The 23,961-nt window shown below is 48.9% G+C and carries 24 protein-coding genes; 16 read left to right on the top strand and 8 right to left on the bottom strand.

The features are described from left to right. The first annotated feature begins 52 nt into the window (after positions 1 to 52). Together CCE91_RS05705 and CCE91_RS05710 are read left to right on the top strand one after the other, a co-directional pair. Entirely contained in the window at positions 53 to 1,981 is a 1,929-nt protein-coding gene (locus CCE91_RS05705) for a cation:proton antiporter (RefSeq protein WP_086434255.1), read from the top strand. 9 nt (positions 1,982 to 1,990) lie between these two features. Beyond that, complete coding sequence (locus CCE91_RS05710; protein WP_086434256.1) at positions 1,991 to 3,361, top strand: MBL fold metallo-hydrolase RNA specificity domain-containing protein; 1,371 nt, start codon at positions 1,991 to 1,993, stop codon at positions 3,359 to 3,361. 44 nt (positions 3,362 to 3,405) lie between these two features. On the opposite strand, the gene CCE91_RS05715 is transcribed toward CCE91_RS05710, so the two are convergent. Beyond that, entirely contained in the window at positions 3,406 to 4,290 is an 885-nt protein-coding gene (locus CCE91_RS05715; protein ID WP_086434257.1) for a LysR family transcriptional regulator, read from the bottom strand. Between the two features lie 141 nt (positions 4,291 to 4,431). Here CCE91_RS05715 and CCE91_RS05720 point away from each other — a divergent pair, with 141 nt between their 5' ends. The 4 genes from CCE91_RS05720 to CCE91_RS05735 all read left to right on the top strand — a co-directional run bounded on the left by CCE91_RS05720 (position 4,432) and on the right by CCE91_RS05735 (position 8,621). Next, positions 4,432 to 4,899, top strand: coding sequence for a VOC family protein (locus CCE91_RS05720; RefSeq protein WP_086434258.1), 468 nt, complete (start codon positions 4,432 to 4,434; stop codon positions 4,897 to 4,899). Positions 4,900 to 5,016: 117 nt separating this feature from the next. Further along, positions 5,017 to 6,549 carry an FMN-binding glutamate synthase family protein gene (locus tag CCE91_RS05725; protein ID WP_198678006.1) on the top strand — a complete coding sequence of 511 codons (1,533 nt, stop codon included), beginning with the start codon at positions 5,017 to 5,019 and terminating at the stop codon, positions 6,547 to 6,549. 17 nt (positions 6,550 to 6,566) lie between these two features. Continuing rightward, the gene (locus CCE91_RS05730; protein WP_086434259.1) at positions 6,567 to 7,973 is read left to right on the top strand and encodes an SLC13 family permease; all 1,407 of its coding nucleotides are present in this window, start codon (positions 6,567 to 6,569) and stop codon (positions 7,971 to 7,973) included. A gap of 21 nt (positions 7,974 to 7,994) precedes the next feature. After that, positions 7,995 to 8,621, top strand: coding sequence for an LOG family protein (locus CCE91_RS05735; RefSeq protein WP_234996268.1), 627 nt, complete (start codon positions 7,995 to 7,997; stop codon positions 8,619 to 8,621). 58 nt (positions 8,622 to 8,679) lie between these two features. On the opposite strand, the gene CCE91_RS05740 is transcribed toward CCE91_RS05735, so the two are convergent. Then, positions 8,680 to 8,919: a hypothetical protein gene (locus CCE91_RS05740; RefSeq protein WP_086434260.1), complete on the bottom strand. Its 240-nt coding sequence runs from the start codon at positions 8,917 to 8,919 to the stop codon at positions 8,680 to 8,682. An 84-nt stretch (positions 8,920 to 9,003) separates the two neighbouring features. Further along, on the bottom strand, positions 9,004 to 10,422 hold the full coding sequence (dbpA, locus tag CCE91_RS05745; protein ID WP_086434261.1) for an ATP-dependent RNA helicase DbpA: 1,419 nt from the start codon (positions 10,420 to 10,422) through the stop codon (positions 9,004 to 9,006). A gap of 138 nt (positions 10,423 to 10,560) precedes the next feature. Between dbpA and gloA the strand changes: the two genes are divergently transcribed. Further along, positions 10,561 to 11,001 (top strand): lactoylglutathione lyase, encoded by a 441-nt coding sequence (gene gloA / locus CCE91_RS05750; protein WP_086434262.1) that lies wholly within the window; start codon positions 10,561 to 10,563, stop codon positions 10,999 to 11,001. Between the two features lie 10 nt (positions 11,002 to 11,011). On the opposite strand, the gene CCE91_RS05755 is transcribed toward gloA, so the two are convergent. Next, positions 11,012 to 11,197 carry a DUF6435 family protein gene (locus CCE91_RS05755; protein ID WP_086434263.1) on the bottom strand — a complete coding sequence of 62 codons (186 nt, stop codon included), beginning with the start codon at positions 11,195 to 11,197 and terminating at the stop codon, positions 11,012 to 11,014. Positions 11,198 to 11,440: 243 nt separating this feature from the next. On the opposite strand from CCE91_RS05755, the gene CCE91_RS05760 reads away from it, so the two are divergent. From CCE91_RS05760 to CCE91_RS05780, 5 genes are all read left to right on the top strand, one after another. Then, the gene (locus tag CCE91_RS05760; protein WP_086434264.1) at positions 11,441 to 13,666 is read left to right on the top strand and encodes an NADP-dependent isocitrate dehydrogenase; all 2,226 of its coding nucleotides are present in this window, start codon (positions 11,441 to 11,443) and stop codon (positions 13,664 to 13,666) included. An 87-nt stretch (positions 13,667 to 13,753) separates the two neighbouring features. Continuing rightward, positions 13,754 to 14,680 carry a mechanosensitive ion channel domain-containing protein gene (locus CCE91_RS05765; protein ID WP_086434265.1) on the top strand — a complete coding sequence of 309 codons (927 nt, stop codon included), beginning with the start codon at positions 13,754 to 13,756 and terminating at the stop codon, positions 14,678 to 14,680. 84 nt (positions 14,681 to 14,764) lie between these two features. Beyond that, positions 14,765 to 15,028 carry a sll1863 family stress response protein gene (locus CCE91_RS05770; RefSeq protein WP_086434266.1) on the top strand — a complete coding sequence of 88 codons (264 nt, stop codon included), beginning with the start codon at positions 14,765 to 14,767 and terminating at the stop codon, positions 15,026 to 15,028. 210 nt (positions 15,029 to 15,238) lie between these two features. Further along, positions 15,239 to 15,700, top strand: coding sequence for an ASCH domain-containing protein (locus CCE91_RS05775; RefSeq protein WP_086434267.1), 462 nt, complete (start codon positions 15,239 to 15,241; stop codon positions 15,698 to 15,700). Between the two features lie 24 nt (positions 15,701 to 15,724). Then, positions 15,725 to 16,819, top strand: a complete 1,095-nt coding sequence (locus tag CCE91_RS05780) for a serine hydrolase domain-containing protein (protein WP_086434268.1) — start codon at positions 15,725 to 15,727, stop codon at positions 16,817 to 16,819. Here CCE91_RS05780 and CCE91_RS05785 read toward each other — a convergent pair. Then, positions 16,816 to 17,412 carry a response regulator transcription factor gene (locus tag CCE91_RS05785; protein WP_086434269.1) on the bottom strand — a complete coding sequence of 199 codons (597 nt, stop codon included), beginning with the start codon at positions 17,410 to 17,412 and terminating at the stop codon, positions 16,816 to 16,818. The genes CCE91_RS05780 and CCE91_RS05785 overlap by 4 nt on opposite strands. Further along, positions 17,409 to 18,527: a sensor histidine kinase gene (locus CCE91_RS05790; protein WP_234996269.1), complete on the bottom strand. Its 1,119-nt coding sequence runs from the start codon at positions 18,525 to 18,527 to the stop codon at positions 17,409 to 17,411. The genes CCE91_RS05785 and CCE91_RS05790 overlap by 4 nt, the downstream gene beginning before the upstream one ends. A 93-nt stretch (positions 18,528 to 18,620) precedes the next feature. Between CCE91_RS05790 and CCE91_RS05795 the strand changes: the two genes are divergently transcribed. Genes CCE91_RS05795 through CCE91_RS05805 form a run of 3 tightly spaced genes read left to right on the top strand, consistent with a single transcriptional unit; the run spans position 18,621 to position 21,399 of the window. Beyond that, positions 18,621 to 19,385: an ABC transporter ATP-binding protein gene (locus tag CCE91_RS05795; RefSeq protein WP_086434270.1), complete on the top strand. Its 765-nt coding sequence runs from the start codon at positions 18,621 to 18,623 to the stop codon at positions 19,383 to 19,385. Position 19,386: 1 nt separating this feature from the next. Beyond that, complete coding sequence (locus CCE91_RS05800; RefSeq protein WP_086434271.1) at positions 19,387 to 20,118, top strand: ABC transporter permease; 732 nt, start codon at positions 19,387 to 19,389, stop codon at positions 20,116 to 20,118. A gap of 15 nt (positions 20,119 to 20,133) precedes the next feature. Beyond that, the gene (locus CCE91_RS05805) at positions 20,134 to 21,399 is read left to right on the top strand and encodes an amidohydrolase family protein (protein WP_086434272.1); all 1,266 of its coding nucleotides are present in this window, start codon (positions 20,134 to 20,136) and stop codon (positions 21,397 to 21,399) included. A 93-nt stretch (positions 21,400 to 21,492) separates the two neighbouring features. Here the strand turns inward: CCE91_RS05805 and CCE91_RS05810 are convergent, their stop codons facing one another. Then, positions 21,493 to 22,320, bottom strand: a complete 828-nt coding sequence (locus tag CCE91_RS05810) for a MipA/OmpV family protein (protein ID WP_086434273.1) — start codon at positions 22,318 to 22,320, stop codon at positions 21,493 to 21,495. A gap of 126 nt (positions 22,321 to 22,446) precedes the next feature. After that, on the bottom strand, positions 22,447 to 23,319 hold the full coding sequence (locus CCE91_RS05815) for a DMT family transporter (protein WP_086434274.1): 873 nt from the start codon (positions 23,317 to 23,319) through the stop codon (positions 22,447 to 22,449). Between the two features lie 208 nt (positions 23,320 to 23,527). Between CCE91_RS05815 and CCE91_RS05820 the strand changes: the two genes are divergently transcribed. After that, entirely contained in the window at positions 23,528 to 23,932 is a 405-nt protein-coding gene (locus CCE91_RS05820) for a hypothetical protein (RefSeq protein WP_086434275.1), read from the top strand. Positions 23,933 to 23,961 lie beyond the last annotated feature (29 nt).

Consider the following 23,961-nt stretch of genomic DNA (forward strand, 5'->3'; position numbering starts at 1 on the left):
GCAAATTTAAAGTACACTGACGTTATCTGATTTAAAAAGACAAGGAAATTAAATGTCGAATTTGTCCGCACTTGCGCTGATTGGGGTGTTGTCTATTATCTGCCAATGGGGTTCATGGCGTCTGAAAATACCAGCCATTTTGCCCTTGCTGCTGGTTGGTTTAGCCATTGGTCCCGGCCTTGGCGTGTTGGACCCTGAAGCAGTTTTCGGTGACTTGCTGTTTCCACTGATTTCGTTGTCGGTTGCCATTATTCTGTTTGAGGGAAGCTTAACCCTGAAGCTGGACGAAATTCGTGGCCACGGTCGCATGGTGACCAACCTGGTTAGTATTGGCATGGTCATTACCTGGATAGGTATTGCCATTCCCACCCATTATTTAATGGGCTTTACCTGGGAAATTTCTGCTCTGTTTGGTGCGCTGGTAGTAGTTACCGGGCCGACAGTTATTATGCCCATGATACGCTCGGTGCGGCCGCTGTCGCGGCTTTCCAATATTTTACGTTGGGAAGGCATTATTATTGATCCCATTGGGGCTCTGCTGGCGGTATTGGTATACGAGTACATTCTGGCGCAGCAGGGCTCGGGTGCCTGGCAGGCGTTTCAAGCATTCGGTACTACAGTAGTAGTAGGCTTCGTATTTGGTTGGTTAGCGGCATGGACATTGGGCATTGCGCTGCGTCGGGGCTGGTTCCCACATTACCTGAAAAATGTCGCTACGCTGGGTGCCGTGCTGGGTGTGTTTGCGCTTTCTAATGCCGTACAACATGAGTCGGGGCTGCTGACTGTTACTGTTATGGGCATGGTGATGGCCAACACCAAGAATTTGAATCTGGAAGATATTCTTGAATTCAAAGAAACCTTAAGCGTACTGCTGATATCGGGCTTGTTTATCATTCTGGCCGCTCGCATTCAGCCTGATGCTTTCGATCAACTTGGCGTTTCTGCGGCCATTTTATTGGGTATTATTATTTTCGTGGTACGCCCGGTTAGCGTGTGGGTGTCTGCTATTGGCACTGGCACCAAGCTGAAAGAGAAGCTGCTGCTGTCGTGGATAGCACCGCGCGGTATTGTTGCTGCTGCAGTATCAGCCTTGTTTGCATTGAAACTGGAGCAAGCAGGTTGGGAAGGCGCCGAATTACTGGTGCCCTTGGTATTCTTAGTGATACTCACCACGGTTGTATTGCAAAGCTTAACGGCCAAGCCGTTAGCACACTGGCTGAAACTGCGGGAACCTCCGGCGCATGGCTTTTTAATGTTCGGTGGTTCGCAAATTGTACGAAAAATTGCCTCAGCGCTGCGCCAGCAAGATATTCCGGTGTTGTTAAGTGACACCAACTGGGAACATATTAAAGAAGCGCGCATGGCGGAAATACCGGTATATTTTGGTAACCCGGCATCTGAGCACGCGTCGCAGAATATGGATTTAACGGGTATTGGCCGGTTGTTGATAATGTCGCCATACAAGCAGTTGAATCCCGACGTGGCCGCGCATTTTGAAGATTGGTTTGCTGCCGATAAAGTATTTGGGTTGCCAACTACCGATGACGATAATTCGGTACGAAAACTACAGTCGGAAAGTTACCGGAAGAAACTGAAACTGTTTGGCAAGGGGTTTACCTTTTCCAAGCTGGCAAGTTTAGGCTTTCAGGGTGCCGAAGTAAAAACCACACCGCTGTCAGACAGCTTTAGCTTTGACGACTATCAGGAGCGTTATGGCAACCGGGCAATGCCGCTGTTTGCCATTGATGATCGTAAGCAGTGTCACGTGTTTACCACTGACCATACCTTTGAGCCTAAACCCGGTTGGCAGATTATTGCTCTGATCACTGCAGAAGAAGTGGCCCGTTCAGCTGAAGGGCGCAAGAAAGTGCAGCAAGAACAGCGGGCGCAAAAAGACGAGAAGAGCAAAACCAAAAAAGAGAGCAAAGATAAGTCTGCACAAGAGAACGCGGATGAATCGGGAGCTGATAAAAACGACTAGGAGTTCACAATGCGAGTAACATTCTTAGGTGGTGCACAAACTGTAACCGGTTCTAAATATCTGGTTGAGTCGGATTCCACCAGGTTACTCGTCGATTGTGGCTTATTTCAGGGCTTCAAATGGTTGCGGCGCCGCAATTGGCAGCCGTTACCGCTAGGTATAAATGATGTGGATGCGGTGGTGTTAAGCCATGCGCATCTGGATCATTCCGGTTATGTACCTTTGCTATACAAACACGGCTTTCGCGGTAAGGTTTATGCCCATCACGCTACGGTGGAACTGTGCGGATTGTTATGGCCCGATAGCGGCCATATTCAGGAAGAAGACGCGAAGTTTCTGGGCAAACACCGCTTGAGTAAGCACGAAAAGCCCGAACCTTTGTACGACCAGGCAACGGCCGAAGCGGCACTGAAGTTATTCCACGGTGTTGAGTTCAAGAAAACCTTTCGGGTGGGCGACATTGAAGTGGAATTACGCCCGGTGGGGCATTTGCTGGGTGCCGCCAGTGTTATTTTGTCCTCCGGTGGTCAACGCATTGGTTTTTCCGGTGATGTGGGCCGGCCCAACGATATTCTAATGACGGCACCAGAACCTCTGCCAGAGCTTGATTTACTCATGCTCGAGTCTACCTATGGCGATAGGCTACATCCAGATACTGAAGACCCTTACGAGCAGTTAGCTGCCGTTGTGAATGAGGCAGCAAGTGCCGGAGGAGTATTACTAATACCAAGCTTCTCGGTGGGTAGGGCGCAATTGCTGCAGCATTTACTAACGGTATTAATGGCAACGGGCAAAATACCCAAAATGCCGATTTATTTAGACAGCCCTATGGCTATTAGCGCCACTGAAATATACCAGCGCCATCATCAGTATCATAAGCTCAGCGCGGCTGAGTGTCAGCAGGCTGCTCAGCAAGTTACCTATACACGTCATGTGGACGAATCTAAAGCCATAGCCGATCAACTCGGGCCGCATATTATTATTGCCGGCTCTGGCATGGCAACGGGTGGGCGAATTTTGCACCACTTTAAACACTGGCTGGGTGATCACCGCAGCACGGTATTATTTGCTGGTCATCAGGCCGGTGGTACTCGTGGGGCTAAGCTGCAACAAGGCGTACCTAGTATTAAAGTGCATGGCAGCTGGTTACCGGTGAAAGCTCGCATTCGCAGTTTAGAGGGCTTGTCGGGGCACGCTGATTACAGTGAGTTAACCGCGTGGCTAAAAGCTTCGTCACTACGACCCGACACGCCTATTCAGCTTGTTCACGGTGATCCCGAAGCACTGGAACATATGCGTGACCACTTAATGGAACACACTAACTTTAAAGTAGATATTGCCGAATATATGCAAGTGGTTCACAGCGAATCTAAAGCATAACGCGGTTCATTGCTGGCGACTAACGGCGGGCAGGCAACTAACGCCTATAAATGCTCCCGCAGAAAGTCCAACGTTACCTTAAAGGCTGCACTCACATGCCCCCGATGGCGATAAACCGCATGCACAAGGGTTGGCTTGGGCATAAATTCATCTAATATAGCTACCAGCTTCCCTTCAGCCAGTTCATTGGTTACCTGATAAAGCGGCGTAAATGCAATACCAAGGTCGGCCAGCAAGGCGTGCTTTAAGGCCAAATTATTATTCACACTCAGGCGGCCGCCCACGGTAATATCCAGAGCTTCATCGGTATTGTTGCGAAAGCGCCAGCGGTTGTCCTGCGAGCTTATTGTTAAGCATTGGTGTTGTGACAATTCGGCCGGATGTTTTGGAGTGCCTTGCGCTTGTAAATAAGCCGGAGTGGCAACCAAAATGGTCGGCAGATCTTGCAGGCGTCTGGCAATTAGGGTGGAGTTTTCGAGCACCCCGCAGCGAATGGCGATATCAATATTTTCGCTAATCAAATCAATGCGCTTATCATGCAGCACCAGTTCTACTTCCAACTGCGGGTATTGCTTCAGCAATTCAGGTATTAATGGCGCCACGCGCATAGAGCCGAAAGTAACCGGGGCGGTCACCCGAATACGGCCGCTGGGTTGTTCACGAAAGCTGCCCAAATGATGTTCTGCGGCAGCGGCTTGCTCAACCACTTGCTGGCAATACTCATAAAACGCACGACCTTCCAGCGTAACCGACATTTTACGCGTGGTGCGGTGTAGCAAACGCAATTCTAAATGCGCCTCTAACCGGCTAACGGCCTTACTCACTGCACCTTTGGAAAGCTGCAAGTCGTCAGCGCTTTGGGTAAAGCTGCCGGTTTCAACCACCTTGGCGTAAATAGCCATATCGGATAAGCGTTCAAGCATGGACATGATGATTTATTGTTTCTACATGGAAACAGTGAAGCTATCACGAGGCTATTAATCTGTAAATATGGAAACAGTATAATGTGCTCATGAAGTCAGGGAAGCGTCTCTGACACACTTACTGGCACCTTATTAAGGAATACGGCAATGACTAACTCATGTGTACTGTACGCGGATGATTTAACTAGCAGCATTAACTTTTATCAAAACCAACTTGGTTTTTCACTAGAGTCTAGCAACGACGATTGCGCTCACTTGCAACTGGACAACCGGCATTTGACGATTTGTCAGAAATCAGGCGCCGTGGGTTCTAGCGTAGCGAGCAAAAACTGTTGCATGACTTTATCACAACGTCAGTTACACCAATTATTGAAAAGCCCTGATTTACTGGAAAGACCCTTTATGGCTGTGCGTGGCAATAGTGTTGAAGTATTGCCTTTAGTACTTCGGGATCCTGCGGGCAATCGCCTGTCCACTTGCTTTGCGCCGCGCACTAACAATGTTAAACCGGCGGTTACTGAGAAATCCTCAGGAGCACAGAAAAAGTCGGCCTGGTGGCAACAACTGACACGTGTATTTAGCGAACTGGCGGAATTTAACGGTTACCGTCGTTAAAACTAAGCAGAAGGCGGGTTATAGCAGGTGAAAATCAGCAAATTGTTGTTATGCTGTAGGAAATCATAACAACAATGGGTGATAGGCGTGACAATTGACTGGTTAAGCAAGTCGTCAATGCTGGTTATGGCACAGTGGGTCGTGGTGTTGTTTGCCGCACTGTTGTTGCTGGTGCTAATTACGCTGTTGGTGATGTATGTGGTCGACAAGCGTCAAACTAAACACACCATTCGCCGGAATTACCCGGTAGTGGGCCGGTTTCGCTACGTATTTGAAGAGCTTGGTGAGTTCTTTCGGCAGTACTTTTTTGCCATGGACCGCGAAGAAATGCCATTTAACCGGGCGCAGCGCAGTTGGGTGTACCGAGCCGCCAAAGACGCCGATCGCAATATTGCCTTTGGCTCTACCCGCGATATCACCAAAACCGGAACCATTATTTTTGCCAATAGTTCGTACCCGCCCTTAGCCGAGCAGCAGGTTGAGCCCGAGCCGGTGGAAATAGGACCCTATTGCAAACAGCCGTATTCACCGAAGTCCTATTTTCATATTTCCGGCATGAGTTATGGCGCCTTATCGCCGGTGGCGGTGAAAGCCTTATCTAATGGTGCTGCCTATGCCGGTTGCTGGCTGAATACCGGGGAAGGCGGATTGTCTTCACATCATCTGGACGGGGGCTGTGACTTGGTGTTTCAAATTGGCACCGCTAAGTATGGTGTACGTGAGCCAGACGGTAGCCTGAGTGAGCGCCGCCTGAAAGAGTTAGCCGCTATTGATCAGGTGAAAATGTTCGAAGTGAAGCTTAGTCAGGGCGCAAAACCCGGCAAAGGAGGCATTCTACCGGGCATTAAAGTAAATAAAGAGATTGCTGAAATACGCGGTATTCCGGAAGGTGTTGACTCCATTAGCCCTAACCGCCATACCGATATAGGCAACAACGCCGAACTGCTTGATTTTATCGAACGTGTTCGTAACGCCACCGGTAAACCCGTAGGTATTAAATTCGTGATGGGCGACCCAGATTGGATTGACGAACTACTGGAGTGTATTTCCGCGCGTGGAGAAGCAAGTGCCCCTGATTTCATTAGTTTAGACAGTGCCGACGGCGGCACTGGTGCGGCACCTCAGCCGTTAATGGATTACGTTGGATTAAAAATCTCCGAAAGCCTGCCATTGTTGGTAAACAAACTAATCAGTGCTGGTTTATATGGCCGGGTGCGGGTAATTGTGTCCGGCAAAATGATCTCGCCGGCAGATGTGGCCTGGGCCATTGCTGTGGGTGCCCATTTTGTAGTTTCAGCGCGAGGTTTCATGTTTTCACTGGGCTGCATACAGGCCATGCAGTGTAATAAAAACACCTGTCCAACTGGCATTACAACCGACAACAAACGTCTGCAATCTGGCCTGCACCCGGAGTCCAAAGCAATACGAGTAGCCAACTATCATAAGTTTCTTGAGTATGGTGTGAATATTATTGCGCACTCCTGCGGTGTGACAGATCCACGTCAGCTTACCCGCAAGCATGCGCGGGTGATTAAGCCCGATGGTGAGAGTATGAGCCTGCTGGAACGCTACCCCTGGCCTGATACAAGTAAAGCGGAGTCCTCCAGCAAAGCCGAACAAAGTAAAGAAAAAGCCAAGCAAGGGGAGTAACGGCAGGGATGTCTGACATGCAATCACAACAGAATATCGCGGTTCCTCAATTTTGGCTTGCCCCCGCTGTGGCTGCAGCGGTTGGTTTACTGTTCGCGGTACTAACTGACTTGCCATTTGCTGCTGCATGGACCTTAGCCACGGTTATTTGGGTAGCCTGGTGGTGGATAACCGAATGCATACCCCTACCGGTTACCTCTTTGTTACCTTTTGTATTGTTGCCATTAGGCGGTGTGCTCAGTATGCAGGACGCCAGCAGCGCGCTGGGTAACCATATTATTGTGTTGTTTATGGGCGCTTTTATGTTGGCCAAAGCGGTAGAAGCCAGCGGTGTGCATCGGCGGCTGGCGTTGGGCATGATTGGCAACATTGGCGCCGACAACGGCCGTAAAATCGTATTTGCCTTTATGGGCGCCACCGCATTGCTGTCGATGTGGATATCTAATACCGCGGCAGTACTTGCGTTATTACCGGTCGCGCTAGCGTTGGTAGATGCCTGCGACAACAAAAAATTTCAACGCGCGTTGTTGTTAGGCTTGGCTTATTCGGCTTCATTAGGCGGCGTAGCAACGCTGATTGGTACGCCACCGAATCTTATTTTTGCTTCTATTTATGAAACTTACAGTGGTGAAGCTTTTGGTTTCACCCGCTGGTTAGGCATTGGCATACCTATGGTGGTATTAGGGCTGCCTGTAATTGCCTGGTGGCTAACCCGCGGCGTACAACTGTCGCAGCCGTTGCAGTTAACCACTATGGGAAGCATGAGCGCCTATGAAAAACGAGTACTTATGGTATTTGGTACCGTGGTGTTTTTGTGGGTATTCCGTACCGAGCCGTTCGGCGGTTGGACAGGGCTGCTGGGCGTGCCTGAAGTAGGTGATTCCAGTATTGCGCTGGCCGGTGTAGTGGCGATGTTCTTAATTCCAACCGGTGCGCCGGGCGATGCCGATAAATCGCGCCCCAAATTATTAAACTGGGATCAGGCTTCGGCCATTCCATGGGGTATCTTATTGCTGTTTGCCGGCGGTATTTGTTTGGCCAAGGGGGTTATGGCCAGCGGCTTAAGCGACAGCAGTGGTCAGGCTTTAGCCGGGCTAGGTGGCATGCCGCTCTGGCTATTGGTGTTTATGCTAACCCTGAGCGTGTCCTTTTTGACTGAGGTGACTTCGAATACGGCTACCGCCACCTTGTTAATGCCGATTCTGGCAGCGCTTGGTGGTGCCACCGGGCTACCTATTGAAGTGCTCATGATTCCGGCGGTTATTGCCTGTAGCTGCGCCTTCTGTATGCCGGTGGCAACGCCACCGAACTCTATTGTGTTTGCCTCCAACCGCATTACCATTCGGGAAATGGCGCGTGAAGGCGTGGTGTTGAATATCTTGTTAGCCGTGGTAACTACTGTGGTGGTTATGGTGTTTGTTTAAGTGCAGGAAAGGGGCGTATTAGTGAGTAAAGCCATGAAGTCGGTTTGTGTTTACTGTGGCTCTAACCCGGGTCGCAAGCCAGAGTATTTGCGAGCGGCGAATACGTTGGCAGAAGCCTTGGTGGAGCGTAACCTGCAGCTAATCTATGGCGGTGCGAAACTGGGGATTATGGGGGCGCTCGCGGATCGGGTTTTGTCGTTAGGCGGCAAGGTTATTGGTGTAATCCCTGAAGACTTAGTGACCAAAGAGATTGCTCATACGGGGTTAACCAAGCTGTATGTAACTAAGTCTATGCACGCACGTAAAACCATGATGGTTGAGCTGGCCGATGCCTTTGTGGCTATGCCTGGTGGGGTTGGTACTCTGGAAGAGCTGTTTGAAGTATGGACCTGGGCGCAGTTAGGGTTGCATCAAAAGCCCTGCGGCTTACTAAACGTAGCGGGTTATTTCGATTCGCTGAGCGAATTTCTTGCCCATACGGTAGCTGAAGAGTTTGTGAAAGCACCGCATTTGGACATGCTGTTTGTAGAAAGTAATGCGACTAATTTACTGAATGGTTTTGCTAGCTATCAGCCACCTGAGATTAGTAAATGGGTGGAGCGTACTGAGGCCGAAGCCTTCACTCAAAAAGAATCACAAAAACTATAGCCGCCAACCGGCGGCTATCCGTTTTGTGTCTATTCGTTTAAGTGACTCTTCGTGTAAGTTACGGGGTATCGCCTCGTGGGCAGGCTTGTACGCAGTCGGAATAGTCTTCCTGACAGGCCCGCAAGGTTGTTTCCTGTAATTCCACATCGGGGTTATTCGCAGTGCATTCGGAATAGTTTTCCGCGCACTGGCTCACACACTGACTTTCATATTCGCTGGCATCTACCGGTTGAATATCATAAGTGCTGCAACCACCGATAAAAAATAGGGTGCTTAAGGCTACTAGTGCTGATTTCATACTGTCTCCACCTTTTGAATTCAATAACTTAACCCTAGGCAGAGATATCACTTAAAGCAAGCTCGTTACCTGAAGCTTACAATTTTAAACCAGCGGCCAGGCTTTAAATTTACGGCCTTTAATTTTGCCGTTGTTCAGAATATCCAGCGCCTTCTGAGACACCTTACGATTTACTGCCACAAAGCCCCACATGCTCTGCAACTGAATTTTACCAATATCAGTTACCGCTAGCTGGTTGTCGCGGGTGAGCGCACCCACAATGTCGCCGGGACGCAGTTTATGCTTTTTACCGCCGCTAATTTGTAAGGTCACATTAGGTGCTGTGGCCGGCTTCTGATTCATGACATCAATGTCAGGTAGTTCCTGTAGCTTAATAGGAGCCGGCATTAAATCTTCCAGCAAGCGCATTTTGTAGTCGTCTTCCGGGGCAACCAGAGTTAACGCCATACCCTCAGCTCCCGCGCGGCCGGTGCGGCCAATGCGGTGAATATGGGTGTCAGTGTCGTGCGCCATGTTCAGGTTAATTACTAAATCCAACTGATCAATGTCCAAACCACGCGCAGCTACGTCGGTGGCTACCAGCACCCGGGCACTTTGATTACTAAACTGAATGAGCGCCTGATCGCGATCTTTTTGCTCTAAATCACCGTGTAGGGCAATCACGCTAAAGCCGTGTGCTTTAAGCGTATCGTTCAACTGCTGCACATCGCGTTTGGTATTACAGAACACCACGCAGCTGCCGGGTTGGTGCTGCTGCAATAAACGCATCACCGCTTGCGGACCTGGTACCTTAGTCAGCGCATAAAACTGCTGACTAATCTGGCTGTGCTGCGGTTCGCTAGCTACGCTAATGCGGGTTGCTTTCGGCAATACATTTTTTGCCAATTGTTCAATGGCGCGCGGATAGGTGGCACTAAACAGCAAGGTTTGGCGCTTGGCTGGCAGGGCTTTCACAATGGCCTGTAAGTCGTCTTGAAAGCCCATTTCCAGCATGCGGTCGGCTTCGTCCAGCACCAGCGTATTCAACTGACTAAAGTCCAGCCGTTGCTGGGTTAAATGATCCAGAATACGACCGGGCGTGCCAACCAGAATATGAGCGCCATGCTCTAATGACGCAATTTGCGCACGCGAGGGCACACCACCGCACAGCGTTAATACTTTTACGTTACCCATAGCGCGGGCAAGCTTACGAATTTCGTCCGCAACCTGTTCCGCCAGCTCGCGGGTAGGGCACAGCACTAAACCTTGCACCTGAAAGCTTTTTACGTTTAGTTTTGCCAGCAAACCCAGTGCAAAAGCGGCAGTTTTACCGGAGCCGGTTTTCGCCTGCGTAATAACATCGTCGCCCGCTAAAATTACCGGCAGGCTTTGTGCCTGCACTGGTGTCATTTCGGTATAACCGGCATCGGCTAAACTGGTTTGTAGTTCGGCTGGTAATTGCAGGGTAGTGAAAGCTGGTGCTGGTTCTAATTCTGTGGTTGTTTCTGGAGCTTGGTCTGACATGAAGGATCATCTAATTGCTTACTGTTGTGCGTAGTATAGCAGCGGCAAGGCTTTCAACCTAACGGTTGCCGTGAAACCAGACAATGATTCCGCTATGCTTTAGCGAGTCGTTTATTCCGAACCAACAAGGGAAGCTTTATGAAGTATTTGCACACTATGGTACGCGTTAGCAATTTAGATAAAGCGCTGGAATTTTATTGTAATCAACTGGGTATGGTTGAAGTGCGTCGCAAAGACGTGGAAAAAGGGCGCTTTACGCTCGTATTTCTGGCGGCACCTGAAGATAAAGAACGTGCTGAAAAAGAGCAAGCTCCGATGCTGGAACTCACCTATAACTGGGATCCTGAGAGCTATTCCGGCGGCCGCAACTTTGGCCATCTGGCGTTTCAGGTAGAAGATATTTATAAACTATGTGAAAAACTGCAGAACGCCGGCGTTACCATTAACCGGCCACCACGCGACGGTCATATGGCTTTTGTGCGCTCACCCGATGGTATATCCATTGAGCTGCTGCAACGCGGTGACGCGCTGCCTGAGCAAGAACCATGGAAGTCGATGGAAAATACCGGGCAGTGGTAGTGCCCAGTAGCTAGCCTTGCGGCGGTTTCGCCGCTTCGGCAGCTACAATCTCGTTCCACAGGTTTTCTGCTTCCAGCGACAGCATGGAATACTTACGAATGTCGCCGTTGCGCTGGGCAATCATGGCTTGTTCTTGTATCTGCGAATGCTGCTTACGTAGCTTCTTGACCGGATCATTCTTAAACAAACCAAACATAACCTACCCTCATGAATTGAAATTCGTTCTACCTATACCCATATCTATCAGCAGTAGATCATTGTATTGCAGTATTTACAGCGCAAAACATACGCTCGCTAGGCTATTGGGCTGCATGCTGCTATAATTTGCGCCGTTAAAAACAGACAAATCCGAACGCACAATAATTACACGACTGCAAGGGAATCAATCACTTGTAATGGTAACTATTGCTGCTTATTGGACCAACAAATAGGAATCATCATGTCGACTGATACTTCGAAGATTATTTATACGGAAACCGATGAAGCGCCACGTTTAGCAACGTATTCCTTCCTGCCAATAGTGCAGAGCTTTACCAAGGCTGCTGGTGTTTCTATTGAAACCCGCGATATTTCCTTAGCAGGCCGCATAATTTCTCAGTTCCCTGAATATTTGAAAGAAGATCAACGGCAGGCTGACGCTCTTGCTGAGCTTGGCGAACTGGCGAAAACGCCAGAAGCGAACATTATTAAATTACCAAACATCAGTGCTTCAATTCCGCAAATGACTGCGGCTATTAAAGAACTGCAACAGCAAGGCTACGCATTACCAGATTACCCGTTTGAGCCTAAAACTGATGAAGAGCGTGACATTCAGGCACGTTATGACCGCGTGAAAGGTAGTGCGGTAAACCCGGTACTGCGTGAAGGTAACTCTGACCGCCGCGCGCCTACGTCAGTTAAGAACTACGCCAAAAAGCACCCGCATCGCATGGGCAAATGGAGCAGCGACTCTAAAACTCACGTTGCGCACATGAGTGAAGGCGACTTCTATGGTAGCGAAAAATCAACGACTTTCGCGTCTGAAGACAACTTGAAGATTGTATTGAATGCCAACGGCAAGCAACAGGTTCTGAAGGAATCTGTAAAAGTATTGGCCGGTGAAGTGGTAGACGCTGCAGTCATGAGCAAAACCAAGCTACAAGCTTTCTTTGAAAAAGAAACTGCGGCGGCAAAAGCGGACGGCGTATTACTGTCATTGCACTTAAAAGCCACTATGATGAAAGTGTCTGACCCTATTATGTTCGGTCACGCGGTGCGCGTATTCTTTAAAGACGTATTCGCCAAGCATGCTGACACATTCAAAGAACTGGGCGTTGACGCCACTAACGGTTTTGGCGACGTAGTAGCTAAAATTGCTGACTTACCAGCAGCTAAGCGCGAAGAAATTGAAGCCGACATTCAGGCGGTATACAAAGCCCAGCCTGAACTGGCTATGGTGAACTCTGATAAAGGCATTACTAACCTGCACGTACCAAGTGACGTGATCATTGATGCGTCTATGCCAGCCATGATTCGTGACTCAGGTAAAATGTGGGACACCGACGGTGGCCAGCAAGACACTAAAGCAATGATTCCCGATCGCTGCTATGCCGGTGTGTATCAGGAAACCATTAGTTTCTGTCGTGAAAACGGTGCGTTCGACCCAGCTACTATGGGTACGGTTCCAAACGTGGGCCTGATGGCACAAAAAGCTGAAGAGTACGGCTCGCACGACAAGACCTTTGAAATTCCGGCAGCAGGTACCGTACAGGTACTGAATAAAGCTGGCGACGTGGTGTTTGAACACAACGTAGAGCAAGGCGATATCTGGCGCATGTGTCAGGTGAAAGACGCACCGATTCGCGACTGGGTGAAACTAGCGGTAAACCGTTCACGCTTAAGCGGCATGCCAGCGGTATTCTGGTTAGACGCTAACCGTGCGCACGACAGCCAGCTGATTGAAAAAGTGAACACCTATTTGAAAGAGCACGACACCAGCGGTCTGGATATTCAGATTATGGCGCCGGTGGAAGCGACTCGTCACACCTTACAACGGGTGAAAGAAGGTAAAGACACCATTTCAGTAACGGGTAACGTGTTACGTGATTACTTAACTGACTTGTTCCCAATTCTGGAACTGGGTACCAGTGCCAAAATGCTGTCTATTGTTCCGTTAATGAACGGCGGCGGCTTGTTTGAAACGGGCGCTGGTGGTTCAGCACCTAAACACGTGCAGCAGTTTGTGGAAGAAAACCACCTGCGTTGGGATTCTCTGGGTGAGTTCCTGGCTTTAGCCGCGTCACTTGAGCACTTGAGCCAGGCAACCAACAATGCCCGCGCTCAGGTATTGGCTGATACCTTAGACGCAGCAACTGCCAAGTTCCTGGAAGAGAACCGTTCACCATCGCGTAAAGCGGGTGAGTTGGACAACCGTGGTAGCCACTTCTATCTTGCTATGTACTGGGCCGAAGCGCTGGCTACGCAAAACGACCACAAAGACCTGAAAGAACGTTTCCAGAACCTGGCTGACGCATTGACGATGAATGAAAAAGCCATTGTTGCTGAGTTGAACGAGGTACAGGGCAGTGCGGTTGATATTAACGGTTACTTCCAGCCGGATACTGCGCTGGTTGCCAAGGCAATGCGCCCAAGCAAGCTGTTAAACGACACGCTGGAAAGCCTGTAAAAACAGCAAGAGTTTGTGAACAATAAGACGTAGAATAAAACAGGCACCTCGGTGCCTGTTTTTGCAACTGCGACAGGGAAAATAAAAATGGGGATACTTGGATCATTTCAAGAGTATTTCAATGTACTGGTTGAGCGCGTGAGTTTGTCAGAGTCTATGCTGCGCTTACTTATCAGCTCGCTCATCTTGTTCACCGCGTTGCTGATATTGCGCTGGATAATCAGACGCTTTATTCGCCGCACGGTTAAGTCGGTCGAGTTACGCCAGCGCTGGTTACGGCAAACCCGAAACGCCATCCTGTTGCTATTGGTGTTAGGGCTGGTGCTGATTTGGGGTAACGAGTTGCGCACCCTGGCACTGTCATTGGTTGCTATTGCCGTAGCTCTGGTGGTTGCCACCAAAGAACTGATTTTATGTGTTACCGGAACCATCGTAAAAAATGGTGCTAACTCATTTAATTTGGGTGATCGCATTCAGGTCAAAGACTTCCGTGGTGACGTGATTGCCCAGAACATGCTGGCCACTACCATTTTGGAAGTAGGGCCGGGCAAGCTAACCCATCAGCGCACCGGACGCATGATCGTGGTACCTAACGCCTTATTTGTGTCTGAGCCGGTTATTAACGAAAGCTACACGCACGATTACGTGTTGCACGTATTCACGGTGCCCTTTAAGCGCGAAGAGAACTGGCGTGCCGCTCAGCAAGCTTTGCTGCAAGCGACTAACGAGCACTGTGCACCTTACCTGGAAAATGTGCGGGCGCACATGAAACGAGAAAGCCAGTCGCGTGGTTTAACGTCACCTTCGGTAGAGCCTCGGGTAAGCCTACAGGTTCCGAATGCCGGTGAAATTCACCTGATTGTGCGCATTCCAACCAAGAGCGAAAACCGTAGCGCCATTGAGCAGTCTATTCTTACCGACGTGTTTACCAATAACGACTTTTCGGTGAAGAAAGATAGCGGTACCGAAGAGAAAGGAATTGAAAAGACTAATGCGGATAATCCTGATACTTGAGTGAGTTGAAAGTGGAGAACACCTCATCTTTTGACTAGGCTTATAGGTGTGAATTACCTGTAGACCACTGAACAAGGAGCCAGTATGAGTGAGAAAAAAGCATTTGAACGCAAAGTGGAAGGTCAGCTGGAAGAATGGGAAGCTGAGCTGGACAAAATGAAAGCGAAAGCCAAGCAAAGCAGCGGCGAGGCTGAAATTAAGTCAAAAGAGAAAGCGCGCGATCTGGAACACCGGATTGAAGAAGGTCGGCGTAAGCTGGACGCGCTGAAGCAAGCCGGTGCCGACGGCTGGCAGAACGTTGAAAAAGAAATTAAGAGCAGTTGGAAAGATTTTAAAACTAACTTCTAAAGCAAGTCATACCACCATGAAGCCAGTTGCGTCTGGCTTCAGGCCCTACCAGTAGTTACGAACTTCCTCAGTTCGATAAATAATTATAAAATAATTCAATATCTTAGGATTTATTCAAACTTTTTCGTGAGTAGTGTCGACTGTATCTATCCATGAATTATTGAGTGAGAATATTTCTGTATTCCTAACTACTAACTAAAAAATTAAATTATGCATGCATCAATAAACAAACTTTGGAATGCGTTTTTAACCGAACACAGCCAGAACACTGAAAGCACTGCACAACCGCCGGCCTGGTATTTTTGCGACAACGAAGCCGACGCGAATATTTGTGCAAACCTTGTGCTAGAGGGAAAAAAGCGCGCCACGGCAACATCGCTTTGGTACTTCGAACAAAATCAGGAACCCTTACCCAAAGTAGGTGATTTGGATATCGTAACCGACTGGAATGGCGTAGCGCAGTGCATTATTCGCACAACGGCAGTGAATCTTGTGGCCTATAAAGACATTACCCAGCGCCATGCGGAGCTCGAAGGTGAAGGCGATAGTTCATTAGAGTGGTGGCGCGATGCGCATTGGGCTTATTACAGTCGTGAAATGGCTCCTAAGGGGCAGATTCCAACCGAAGATATGCTCATTGCATTTCAGGAGTTTGAGTGCATCTATCCTTGAACTAAATCTCGTTAAGGCAACGTTATGTTTAAACTTATAATTGGATGTGTACTGGTGCTGATGAGCGCTCCTGTGTTTGCAAATGACATTAACAAGCAGGTGCAGCAATTCGAGAGTGCTTTACTCGACTACAAAAAACAAAAGGGTATTCCTGGGTTATCCGTTGCCGTAGTCAAAGACGGCAACATCGTTTACGAGAAAGGCCATGGGTTTTCTCACCTTGAAGGTCGGGTTCCGGTTACTACAGAAACCCCATTCTGGGTTGCCTCGGTAAGTAAGTTTTTTGTGGGTACGGCGTTCTTAAAGCTTGTTGAAATGGGTGAGCTGAAATTTGATGACACCATGAACTCAACGCCAGAGTTTGATGATTACTGCAACTGGTTAGCCGGTTCCGGGATCATTTTTGGCAAGAACTTAGAGTGCAATCAAACTTTTGAGATCAAACATGCATTAAATCACGTGGTAAACGGCGAGGTAGATACTGCATTTTTCTATAACTCGATATTTTACTCGCGATTATCCCGATTTTTAGAAGCCAAACGCGGCAACTCAATTGATAAGGCCGAAGGGCGTCATAATGAGTTAGCTCAGGCAATAACCAAGCATATTTTAAAACCGGCAGAAATGAATAATTCTATTGCGGGCCTGTGGGACTCTGAGCGTATGGATGTATTCTTTCGCAGCGCCCGGGGGTTCGGTATTGAAAACAACCGTTACGTGATGCGTAGAAGTCCGGAACGCCATATGGCTGGAGGCGCTGGGGTTAGCTCTACTGCGGGTGACATAGCGCGTTTTGATATGGCACTGGATGCAGGGAAAATTTTGTCACCTGAATATCAGGCTCTTACCAATAGCCCTTACACAACGGCCGATGGAACCGTTATTCCATATGCCTACGGGCGTTACATTCAAACGGTTAATGGTAAAAAAGTAATTTGGCATTCCGGCTGGGACGAGGAAAACGGCTTCTCAGCAACCTACCTGAAATTCCCGGAACGCGATTTAACGGTGATCGTGTTAGCTAATAGTGAAGGACTCTGGTGGGGGAACCCGCTAGATAAAGCGCAAATTGAAAAATCACCAGTATTTGTTATGGCCAGCGAAATATTCCAGCCTTAAAGCCAGCCGTTCATTTTAGCAATGCGAGCCGCATCAATGCGGTTTTCAGCGTGCAACTTACTAATAGCTTCAGACAGGTAGTTGCGCGCGGTTCCTTCCGCTACAAATAAACTAGTCGCAATTTGCGCGGTAGACCGTCCGTCAGCCGCTAGTGCCAGCGCCTTGCGTTCTTTGTCAGTTAGCGGATCCTGATGCCCAATGGTTTGTAGCAATAATTCATTGTTCACCACCCGATGTCCGGCTTTCACCTGAGTAATGCTATTCAGCAACTCTTCAATAGGTGCATCTTTTAGCAAAATGGCATTTGCGCCATTGGCCAGCGCCCGCTGAATATAGCCCGAGCGGTTAAAGGTGGTAATAATAACGGTAAGTACCTGTGGCTGGGCTTGTTTCACCCATTGCAGTAGCTCAAGCCCGGTCATTTCTGGCATTTCAATATCGGTAAGAATCAGGTCATAGGTCTGCTGTTCCAGCATCTGTTTAGCTTGCAAGCCATTCTCGGCTTCGTCTACTTCGTACTCAGACTCCAAGCGCAGTAAACCCGCCAGTGCGGTTCTAACCATGGTTTGGTCTTCAACTAACAGTATTTTCACGTCTGCTGCGCTCCGTCAGTGGGAAATAAAAGCTCGAAGCGACAGCCTTGCGATACGGAATAAGTCAGCTGTCCGCCAATTGCCTGCATGCGTTCGCGCACGCCACGTAAGCCATTACCTTCTTCTAAGTGTTCACAACCGCCGTTATCACTCAAAGCTACCCCAATGGAGCCGGACATATTACGAAACTCAATAACACACTGATTGCCCTTACTGTGACGCACAATATTGGTGACCATTTCCGTTAGAGCCAGAATCAGTGTGGTTTCGTGATTGCCAGTTACAGTTGGTAACTCGCCTTTGATGTCCGTTTTAAAGCCCGCGTCTTGCAACCGTTGCTGCAACTTATTCAATTCCCGGGTAAGACCCTGATGCTTATAGCCACTGACGCTTTTCCGAACGTCGCTTAAGCTTTCCCGGGCGATACTGGCCAGCTCTGCTAATTGCTTGCCGGCGGCATCGTATTGCTGTTTCGCCAACTGCTTTTCAGCTAAATCGGCTTTCAAAATAATACACGACAGGGTGTGCCCCAGAATATCGTGTAAGTCGCGGGCAATACGCTCGCGCTCTACAGTGGTTGCTAAGCGTTCAATTTCAGCTTCACTGCGCTTTTCCTGCAACACGCGCTGCTGGCGGTTGCGTTCAATAACCCCGAACAGGCCAATAACTACCACCAGAAATAAGCCGTAGTAGTGAAAATACTCCCAGCCAGTAACTACCACATACTGAAACGCAAACAGCGTAGCTACAATACCAAGCGCAATAATGGCAGCCCGGCGCAGAGGGTAATAAAACCCGGCAAAGAAGGCGACAAAGCCAAACATGGAGATAGTGCCCGGGTTCCACACTGTCATGGAACAGGCAATAGCGTACAAGGCTAGTAACAACCAAGGCCGTTCGCCCGGCGTGCTATATAGCGTGCGGTAGTACCCACCAATAAACGCCAGCATTGCCAGCGTCATTATGGCTAGTTGGGCAATGGAATAGGGCGCCAACACCATAGGGAAAATATAAAACCCCAGGTTCAGCAGGTATATCCACGCAAATTTTCGTTCAAGTTCAATAGTGTTCATGTGCTCATTATTGCCATAGTTGCGCAAAACCACCAGTGACATTTGTCATCGAAATGAGTGACAACTACTACTCACATTAGCTTATGACTGTTCTTACACTAGCTGGCAATCAATAACAAAAACGGAGCGCAGCTCATGATTGCAGCAAACACACTTTTGCAAGTTCAGAACCTAAGCAAAACCTATGGTGCAACCAAGGTACTTAATAATGTCTCGTTAAGCATAAACAGTAGCGAAGTAGTTGCGGTACTTGGCCCCAACGGAGCTGGCAAAACCACCCTTATAAATAGTCTGCTGGGTTTGTGCCAGGCTGAATTTGCCGAATTGCAGTTGCTTGGTCAGGCGGTGACAGGGCAGCAGCGACCACGAGAGCTTCGCGCGCAAATTGGCGTGATGATGCAGGTGGGCAGCCTGAATGCGAATTTAACAGTGCGCGAACAGCTGGATTTATTCAGTCATTACTACCAGCAGCCACTGCCAGTGGACTCTTTGATGGAACAATGTGACTTAACCAGTGTTCAGAGCCAGCTTTTTGGTTCGTTGTCGGGTGGTCAGCGTCAGCGGGTGCTGTTTGCTATTGCCATTTGTGCGCAGCCAAAACTACTGTTTCTGGACGAGCCTAGCTTAGGCATGGACGTTCACACCCGCCACATGATGTGGGAGTTGATTCGTCAGCTGCGCAATAACGGCTGCGGCATTGTATTAACCACCCATTATCTGGACGAAGCGGATCAATTAGCCGATCGCATTGTGATGATCTGCAAAGGTGAAGTTGCGGCATCCCATACGGCGGCAGATTTTCGGCAGCAGGCTAACGATCAGGGACTAACCCTTGAGCAACTGTATTTATCCAGCACAGGTTTACCGGGTGCAGCGTTGTCTTCTACAGGAGTGCAGTAACATGTTCGCAATTCATCAAGCTGAAGCTAAATACGATCTGTTGAGCCTATGGCGCACACCGGGCTTTTACTTACCGGCTATATTGTTTCCGGTGGTGTTCTATTATTTTTTTGGAGTGGTGTTTTCTTTTAGTAGTGGGGCAGCCCCGCAAATGCTGGTTGCCTATTCCTGTTTTGGTGTTATCGGACCGGCGTTATTTAACTTTTCGGTAGCCGTGGCCAGCGACAGAGTGCATGGCTGGATGGCGTTAAAACGCTTATCGCCCATGCCGTTATCGGCCTACATGCTGGCAAAGTATGTCAGCAGCACCGTATTTGCGGTGGTTATTCTGGCCCTGTTGTTCACTTTGTCTGCTGTTGTTGCCGACGTGAACCTGTGGACCTGGCAGTGGGCGAGCCTGGCATTAATATTACTAGCGGGTACTTTGCCATTTGCACTGCTGGGGTTATTGCTGGGACTTGTGTGCTCCGACAAAAGTGTGCCGGGTGTGGTGAATTTGATTTATCTGCCTATGGCGTTTCTGTCGGGCCTGTGGGTGCCGTTCACAATTTTGCCCGACTACGTGCAGAGAATTGCCGAGTTCCTGCCCACGTACCATCTTTCGCAACTGGCATTTAAAATTATTGATGCCGATCAGGGGCAGCCTGTGTGGTTACATTTAGGCTATTTGGTGGCGTTTTCGTTAGTTCTGGGATTACTTATTCGCTGGCGCTTTTCCCTATTACAAAAGTAACTAGAGGACTCGGTTATGAAAGTTAAATTAGTACTGTTAATTATACTTATTGCCATTATTGCCGGCTTGTTTCTGTTACCAGAACCTGAAGAACAGCCAACTGCCAGCCAGAATACCTTTGCGCTGGGGCCGGTGAACGTGTTTAACGGAACCGAGGTGTTACCGCTTAGTTATGTGATTGTAATCGACGGCGTTATTACAGGTATTCAGCCGCGGCCGCCCGGCGGTGAGGTCATTGATGGTAAGAATGCCTGGCTACTGCCCGGCCTAATTGATGCTCACGTTCATGTCTGGGGCGATGCGCTGGAACGACAACTCGCGCATGGCGTAACCACAGTGATTGATATGTTCGGTCACCCGAGTACGTTGCAAAAAGAAAAGGAACTGCGCGATCAGTTTCAGATTAGCCGTTCAGCAACCATGTACGGCGCTGGTTATCTGGTAACAGGACCAAAAGGGCACGGTACTCAGTTTGGTATTCAGGTGCCGGTAATGAATGGAGCTGAAGATGCCAAGCGAGTAGTGGCGGAGCGTATTGACAGCGGGTCTGACTTTATTAAAGCGGTATATACCAGCCCCACGGCCGTGTATGAACATGCACCTTCTATTTCATTAGAAGAGCTGGAAGCTGTGATTCGGGCCGGACATGAACGGGATCAGTTAGTGGTGGTGCATGTAAGCGATCATCAGTCGGCGTTAGATGCTGTGCAAGCGGGTGCCGATGGTCTGGTACATAGCTTTTTTGACAAAGTTGCCAGCGACCAGTTGCTGAGTGAAATAAAACAACGCGACACCTTTGTTATTCCAACACTAACCTTTTACGAGGGAATGCTGCGCGGCACCAGCACTGAAACTCTGTTACTGAATAACCCGGAGTTTGAAATTTCAGCACAGGCTAAGCAAAGTCTGAGCATGAAAATACCCGGCCAGTTTCCTGAACACTTTTTTACCAATCTGATTAGTAGCACCACACGCATGCATGAAGCCGGAATTCGTTTGCTGGTAGGTACCGATGCACCCAATCCGAATACTGCACACGGCTGGAGCATAGTGGTTGAAATGTCGCTGTTTGCTGAAGCGGGTATTCCAGCGCAGCAAATTCTAACTGCTGCCACCGCAGCAACTGCTAATGCATTTGGAATTGCTGATCGGGGTATGATCGCCAGCGGCTATCGCGCCGACTTTATCCTGCTAGAGCGCAATCCGCTTGAGGATCTGACCGCGCTGCAACAACCGCAGGCGGTTTATAAGAATGGGTTTAAGGTAGGGCGAGAGCGTTAATGCTTAAATATAAGGTAACAAGCCCAAACTAACTGTTAATAATTGCTCCAGCTAGCTTGGGCTGTCTTGTAGCTTAATCAGATGTCAGGTTGACTAGAATATATAAATGAATCCGATGCCTATTTCTGCCTCGTAATCACTACGAGCGATTGGGCTATCTCGAACTTCACTACTAAAATATTCAAACAGTGCTTCACCGTAGATTTGCCAGTTCTTATTGACGTTATGGCGATAATTGTAATCAACTCCAATCGAGCGTAACCCACCACTCATGTTGGTCTCATCTAAGCCCGATGCAGCCGCTTGGTTTGCGTCTATACCGAAACCTTTGTTGGCGTATTCGCTATCATGAAAAACGGCAACCAAATTAAGTTCAGAGCCGGTGCCGTCCAGTTGGTCGCCGAAGCGGCGGCCCACACCAAATAGAGCTAGATTACCATCACCGCCGGTCACGAACCGACTAACCAACCAATAGCGCCAATCGGAATCGAAAGCATAACGCGCTTGCAGCACTAGTTCAGCGCCTTCATCTTGCTCACCGAGCCCATCTAGCCGACCGTCGTCGGAGTCACTTTCTTCACGGCCCTCTTCAAAGCCCACAGTAGCTTCTAACAGCCAGGTCTCAGCACGAACACCACGCCAGCCCAGTGCTTCACCGGCAAAGTAGAAAACATTGTCACCGCTACGCCATTGCACTCCACCAGCAGGCTGGATTTCGAACCCAAATTCGTCTGAGCCTTCATAGGCCGTTTCATACTCAATGCCCAAACCAAGACCGAAGCCCCAACCATCTTCACCCCTGGTGAAATCGTCGACTGAGGGTAAGGGTACCAAAGCTTTGTTATCGTCCTGCGCTAATGCAGATTGAAGAGGAAGCCAAGTTATGCAGAATAACGACAGTACGCTGGTAAGTTTTTTCATATAGAATTCACTCAAGTAGGTGTTGATAACTAGTAAAGCTGGTTTAGTAAAACGTCTAAACGTACAGCTTTGGTGATTAGATCATTTAATATCTTTGAATAAGCGTGCTACCAAAACTGACTGAGGCTAAGCTTGGTTGGAGTTCACACCCAGTGCGGTAACGGTAAGCAGAATGACCGCCATACCCAGCATTTGAGTGCCAACCAACACTTCGCCAAGAATAATCACCCCGAATAGTGAAGCGGTAACCGGCTCTACCATAGCAACAATAGAAGCTACGGCTGGAGCCGTTTGCCGCAAGCCGATAATGTAGAATATAAAAGAAACGCCACCGCCAAGTACCCCAAGCACGGCAAGTAAAGGCCAATCTAAGGAGCTAAGTACACGTCCAGCTTGTTCGGCATTCATGATGCTGCCAAGAATCACTATCAGCGTGCTAAAGGCTATAGTTAAAATAGCCGGGGCGCTGCCGTGCAATACCGCGTATTTAAACCCGAAAATAAACAGCGCCAACGACGCGCCTGAAAGTAAACCGGTTATAACGCCCAATGGTGTCACACCGCCAGCATCAACTGCGTAAACACGGGTGAGCAGCACTATTCCTATCATGACTAATACAATTGCCAGCCATTTCATTGGCGTGGCGTATTCCCACCGCAGCATGAACGAAACTAAATACACAAATATAGGGGCGCAATACATCAGGGTGGCAGCAACAGCCACGCTACTTTCGGCAATACTGAAAAAGTAAAAATAGAAGTTTCCGGCAACGCCCAGCCCGGCAATTACCGACCAGAACCATAACCACAGGCTAGCAAAGCCGCTGCAGCGAGGCTTTAAAGCCAGCCACACCAGCACAAACAACAATCCGATGGCGCCGCGATAGAAGGAAATAACTACGGAATCCCAACCCTTAGCTATTAACACACCTGCAATTCCGCCCGATAACCCCCAGCAAAGCGCGGCTGCCATTACCAGCAATATGCCCCGGTTCGCCATGCGCCTCCCTTTGCTCAGCTTTGCTTTCTCAACTTTGCTTGCTCAAATAAGTGTAGACCAAAGATGCGCTCTGTGGTCTTGTTTTAGCAATGCTGTCGCATAGCTGTCGCATCCCTTTCGTTAACCTGACGTCTTATATTTTCAATGTCTTCGCTATCGTGGAGTTGCTCCAACAGGTGAGCTTCAAACGATAAACGAGGAATTTAAAATGAAAAATATCAGCGTGAAATGGTTATCAATAGGCGTGCTTACCTATATTGGTGTGTCTGTTCTTATCAGTGTCATTCTTTCCATGGGATTAATGTTTGCCTTCAGCTCAATACCGCCTGAACAGTTAACTGTTGTTGAACCTTCGGCAACCATCTTCAGAGTCGGCGAACCTGTTATTGGGTTTATGGTTTCGCTGTGTGTTGCACGGTGGATATGCAATAAAACTCTAGCTAATAAACCCCGCACGGTGTGGGCATTTGCCGCATTCTTAATGCTGTACGGGCTTGCAAGTATGGTGATTCATCAGGATTTTGCGCTTGCAGCAGCTCTACCTAAGTTGTTGGCGCCATGGGTAATTGCGTTTCTGGCGGTTAAATGGAGCCGTTATTCTCAGGCTGTCTGAAAGTTGGTATGCTGGCGTTAATAGTCACT

Source organism: Pseudidiomarina planktonica, from assembly GCF_900177775.1.
Lineage (GTDB): Bacteria > Pseudomonadota > Gammaproteobacteria > Enterobacterales > Alteromonadaceae > Pseudidiomarina > Pseudidiomarina planktonica.

What these genes read in the sequence shown, in the direction of transcription:
- CCE91_RS05705 (WP_086434255.1), top strand. Translation starts at nt 53, where the DNA reads ATGTCGAATTTGTCCGCACTTGCGCTGATTGGGGTGTTGTCTATTATC.
- CCE91_RS05710 (WP_086434256.1), top strand. Translation starts at nt 1,991, where the DNA reads ATGCGAGTAACATTCTTAGGTGGTGCACAAACTGTAACCGGTTCTAAA.
- CCE91_RS05715 (WP_086434257.1), bottom strand. Translation starts at nt 4,290, where the DNA reads ATGTCCATGCTTGAACGCTTATCCGATATGGCTATTTACGCCAAGGTG.
- CCE91_RS05720 (WP_086434258.1), top strand. Translation starts at nt 4,432, where the DNA reads ATGACTAACTCATGTGTACTGTACGCGGATGATTTAACTAGCAGCATT.
- CCE91_RS05725 (WP_198678006.1), top strand. Translation starts at nt 5,017, where the DNA reads ATGCTGGTTATGGCACAGTGGGTCGTGGTGTTGTTTGCCGCACTGTTG.
- CCE91_RS05730 (WP_086434259.1), top strand. Translation starts at nt 6,567, where the DNA reads ATGCAATCACAACAGAATATCGCGGTTCCTCAATTTTGGCTTGCCCCC.
- CCE91_RS05740 (WP_086434260.1), bottom strand. Translation starts at nt 8,919, where the DNA reads ATGAAATCAGCACTAGTAGCCTTAAGCACCCTATTTTTTATCGGTGGT.
- dbpA (WP_086434261.1), bottom strand. Translation starts at nt 10,422, where the DNA reads ATGTCAGACCAAGCTCCAGAAACAACCACAGAATTAGAACCAGCACCA.
- gloA (WP_086434262.1), top strand. Translation starts at nt 10,561, where the DNA reads ATGAAGTATTTGCACACTATGGTACGCGTTAGCAATTTAGATAAAGCG.
- CCE91_RS05755 (WP_086434263.1), bottom strand. Translation starts at nt 11,197, where the DNA reads ATGTTTGGTTTGTTTAAGAATGATCCGGTCAAGAAGCTACGTAAGCAG.
- CCE91_RS05760 (WP_086434264.1), top strand. Translation starts at nt 11,441, where the DNA reads ATGTCGACTGATACTTCGAAGATTATTTATACGGAAACCGATGAAGCG.
- CCE91_RS05765 (WP_086434265.1), top strand. Translation starts at nt 13,754, where the DNA reads ATGGGGATACTTGGATCATTTCAAGAGTATTTCAATGTACTGGTTGAG.
- CCE91_RS05770 (WP_086434266.1), top strand. Translation starts at nt 14,765, where the DNA reads ATGAGTGAGAAAAAAGCATTTGAACGCAAAGTGGAAGGTCAGCTGGAA.
- CCE91_RS05775 (WP_086434267.1), top strand. Translation starts at nt 15,239, where the DNA reads ATGCATGCATCAATAAACAAACTTTGGAATGCGTTTTTAACCGAACAC.
- CCE91_RS05780 (WP_086434268.1), top strand. Translation starts at nt 15,725, where the DNA reads ATGTTTAAACTTATAATTGGATGTGTACTGGTGCTGATGAGCGCTCCT.
- CCE91_RS05790 (WP_234996269.1), bottom strand. Translation starts at nt 18,527, where the DNA reads ATGTCACTGGTGGTTTTGCGCAACTATGGCAATAATGAGCACATGAAC.
- CCE91_RS05795 (WP_086434270.1), top strand. Translation starts at nt 18,621, where the DNA reads ATGATTGCAGCAAACACACTTTTGCAAGTTCAGAACCTAAGCAAAACC.
- CCE91_RS05800 (WP_086434271.1), top strand. Translation starts at nt 19,387, where the DNA reads ATGTTCGCAATTCATCAAGCTGAAGCTAAATACGATCTGTTGAGCCTA.
- CCE91_RS05805 (WP_086434272.1), top strand. Translation starts at nt 20,134, where the DNA reads ATGAAAGTTAAATTAGTACTGTTAATTATACTTATTGCCATTATTGCC.
- CCE91_RS05810 (WP_086434273.1), bottom strand. Translation starts at nt 22,320, where the DNA reads ATGAAAAAACTTACCAGCGTACTGTCGTTATTCTGCATAACTTGGCTT.
- CCE91_RS05815 (WP_086434274.1), bottom strand. Translation starts at nt 23,319, where the DNA reads ATGGCGAACCGGGGCATATTGCTGGTAATGGCAGCCGCGCTTTGCTGG.
- CCE91_RS05820 (WP_086434275.1), top strand. Translation starts at nt 23,528, where the DNA reads ATGAAAAATATCAGCGTGAAATGGTTATCAATAGGCGTGCTTACCTAT.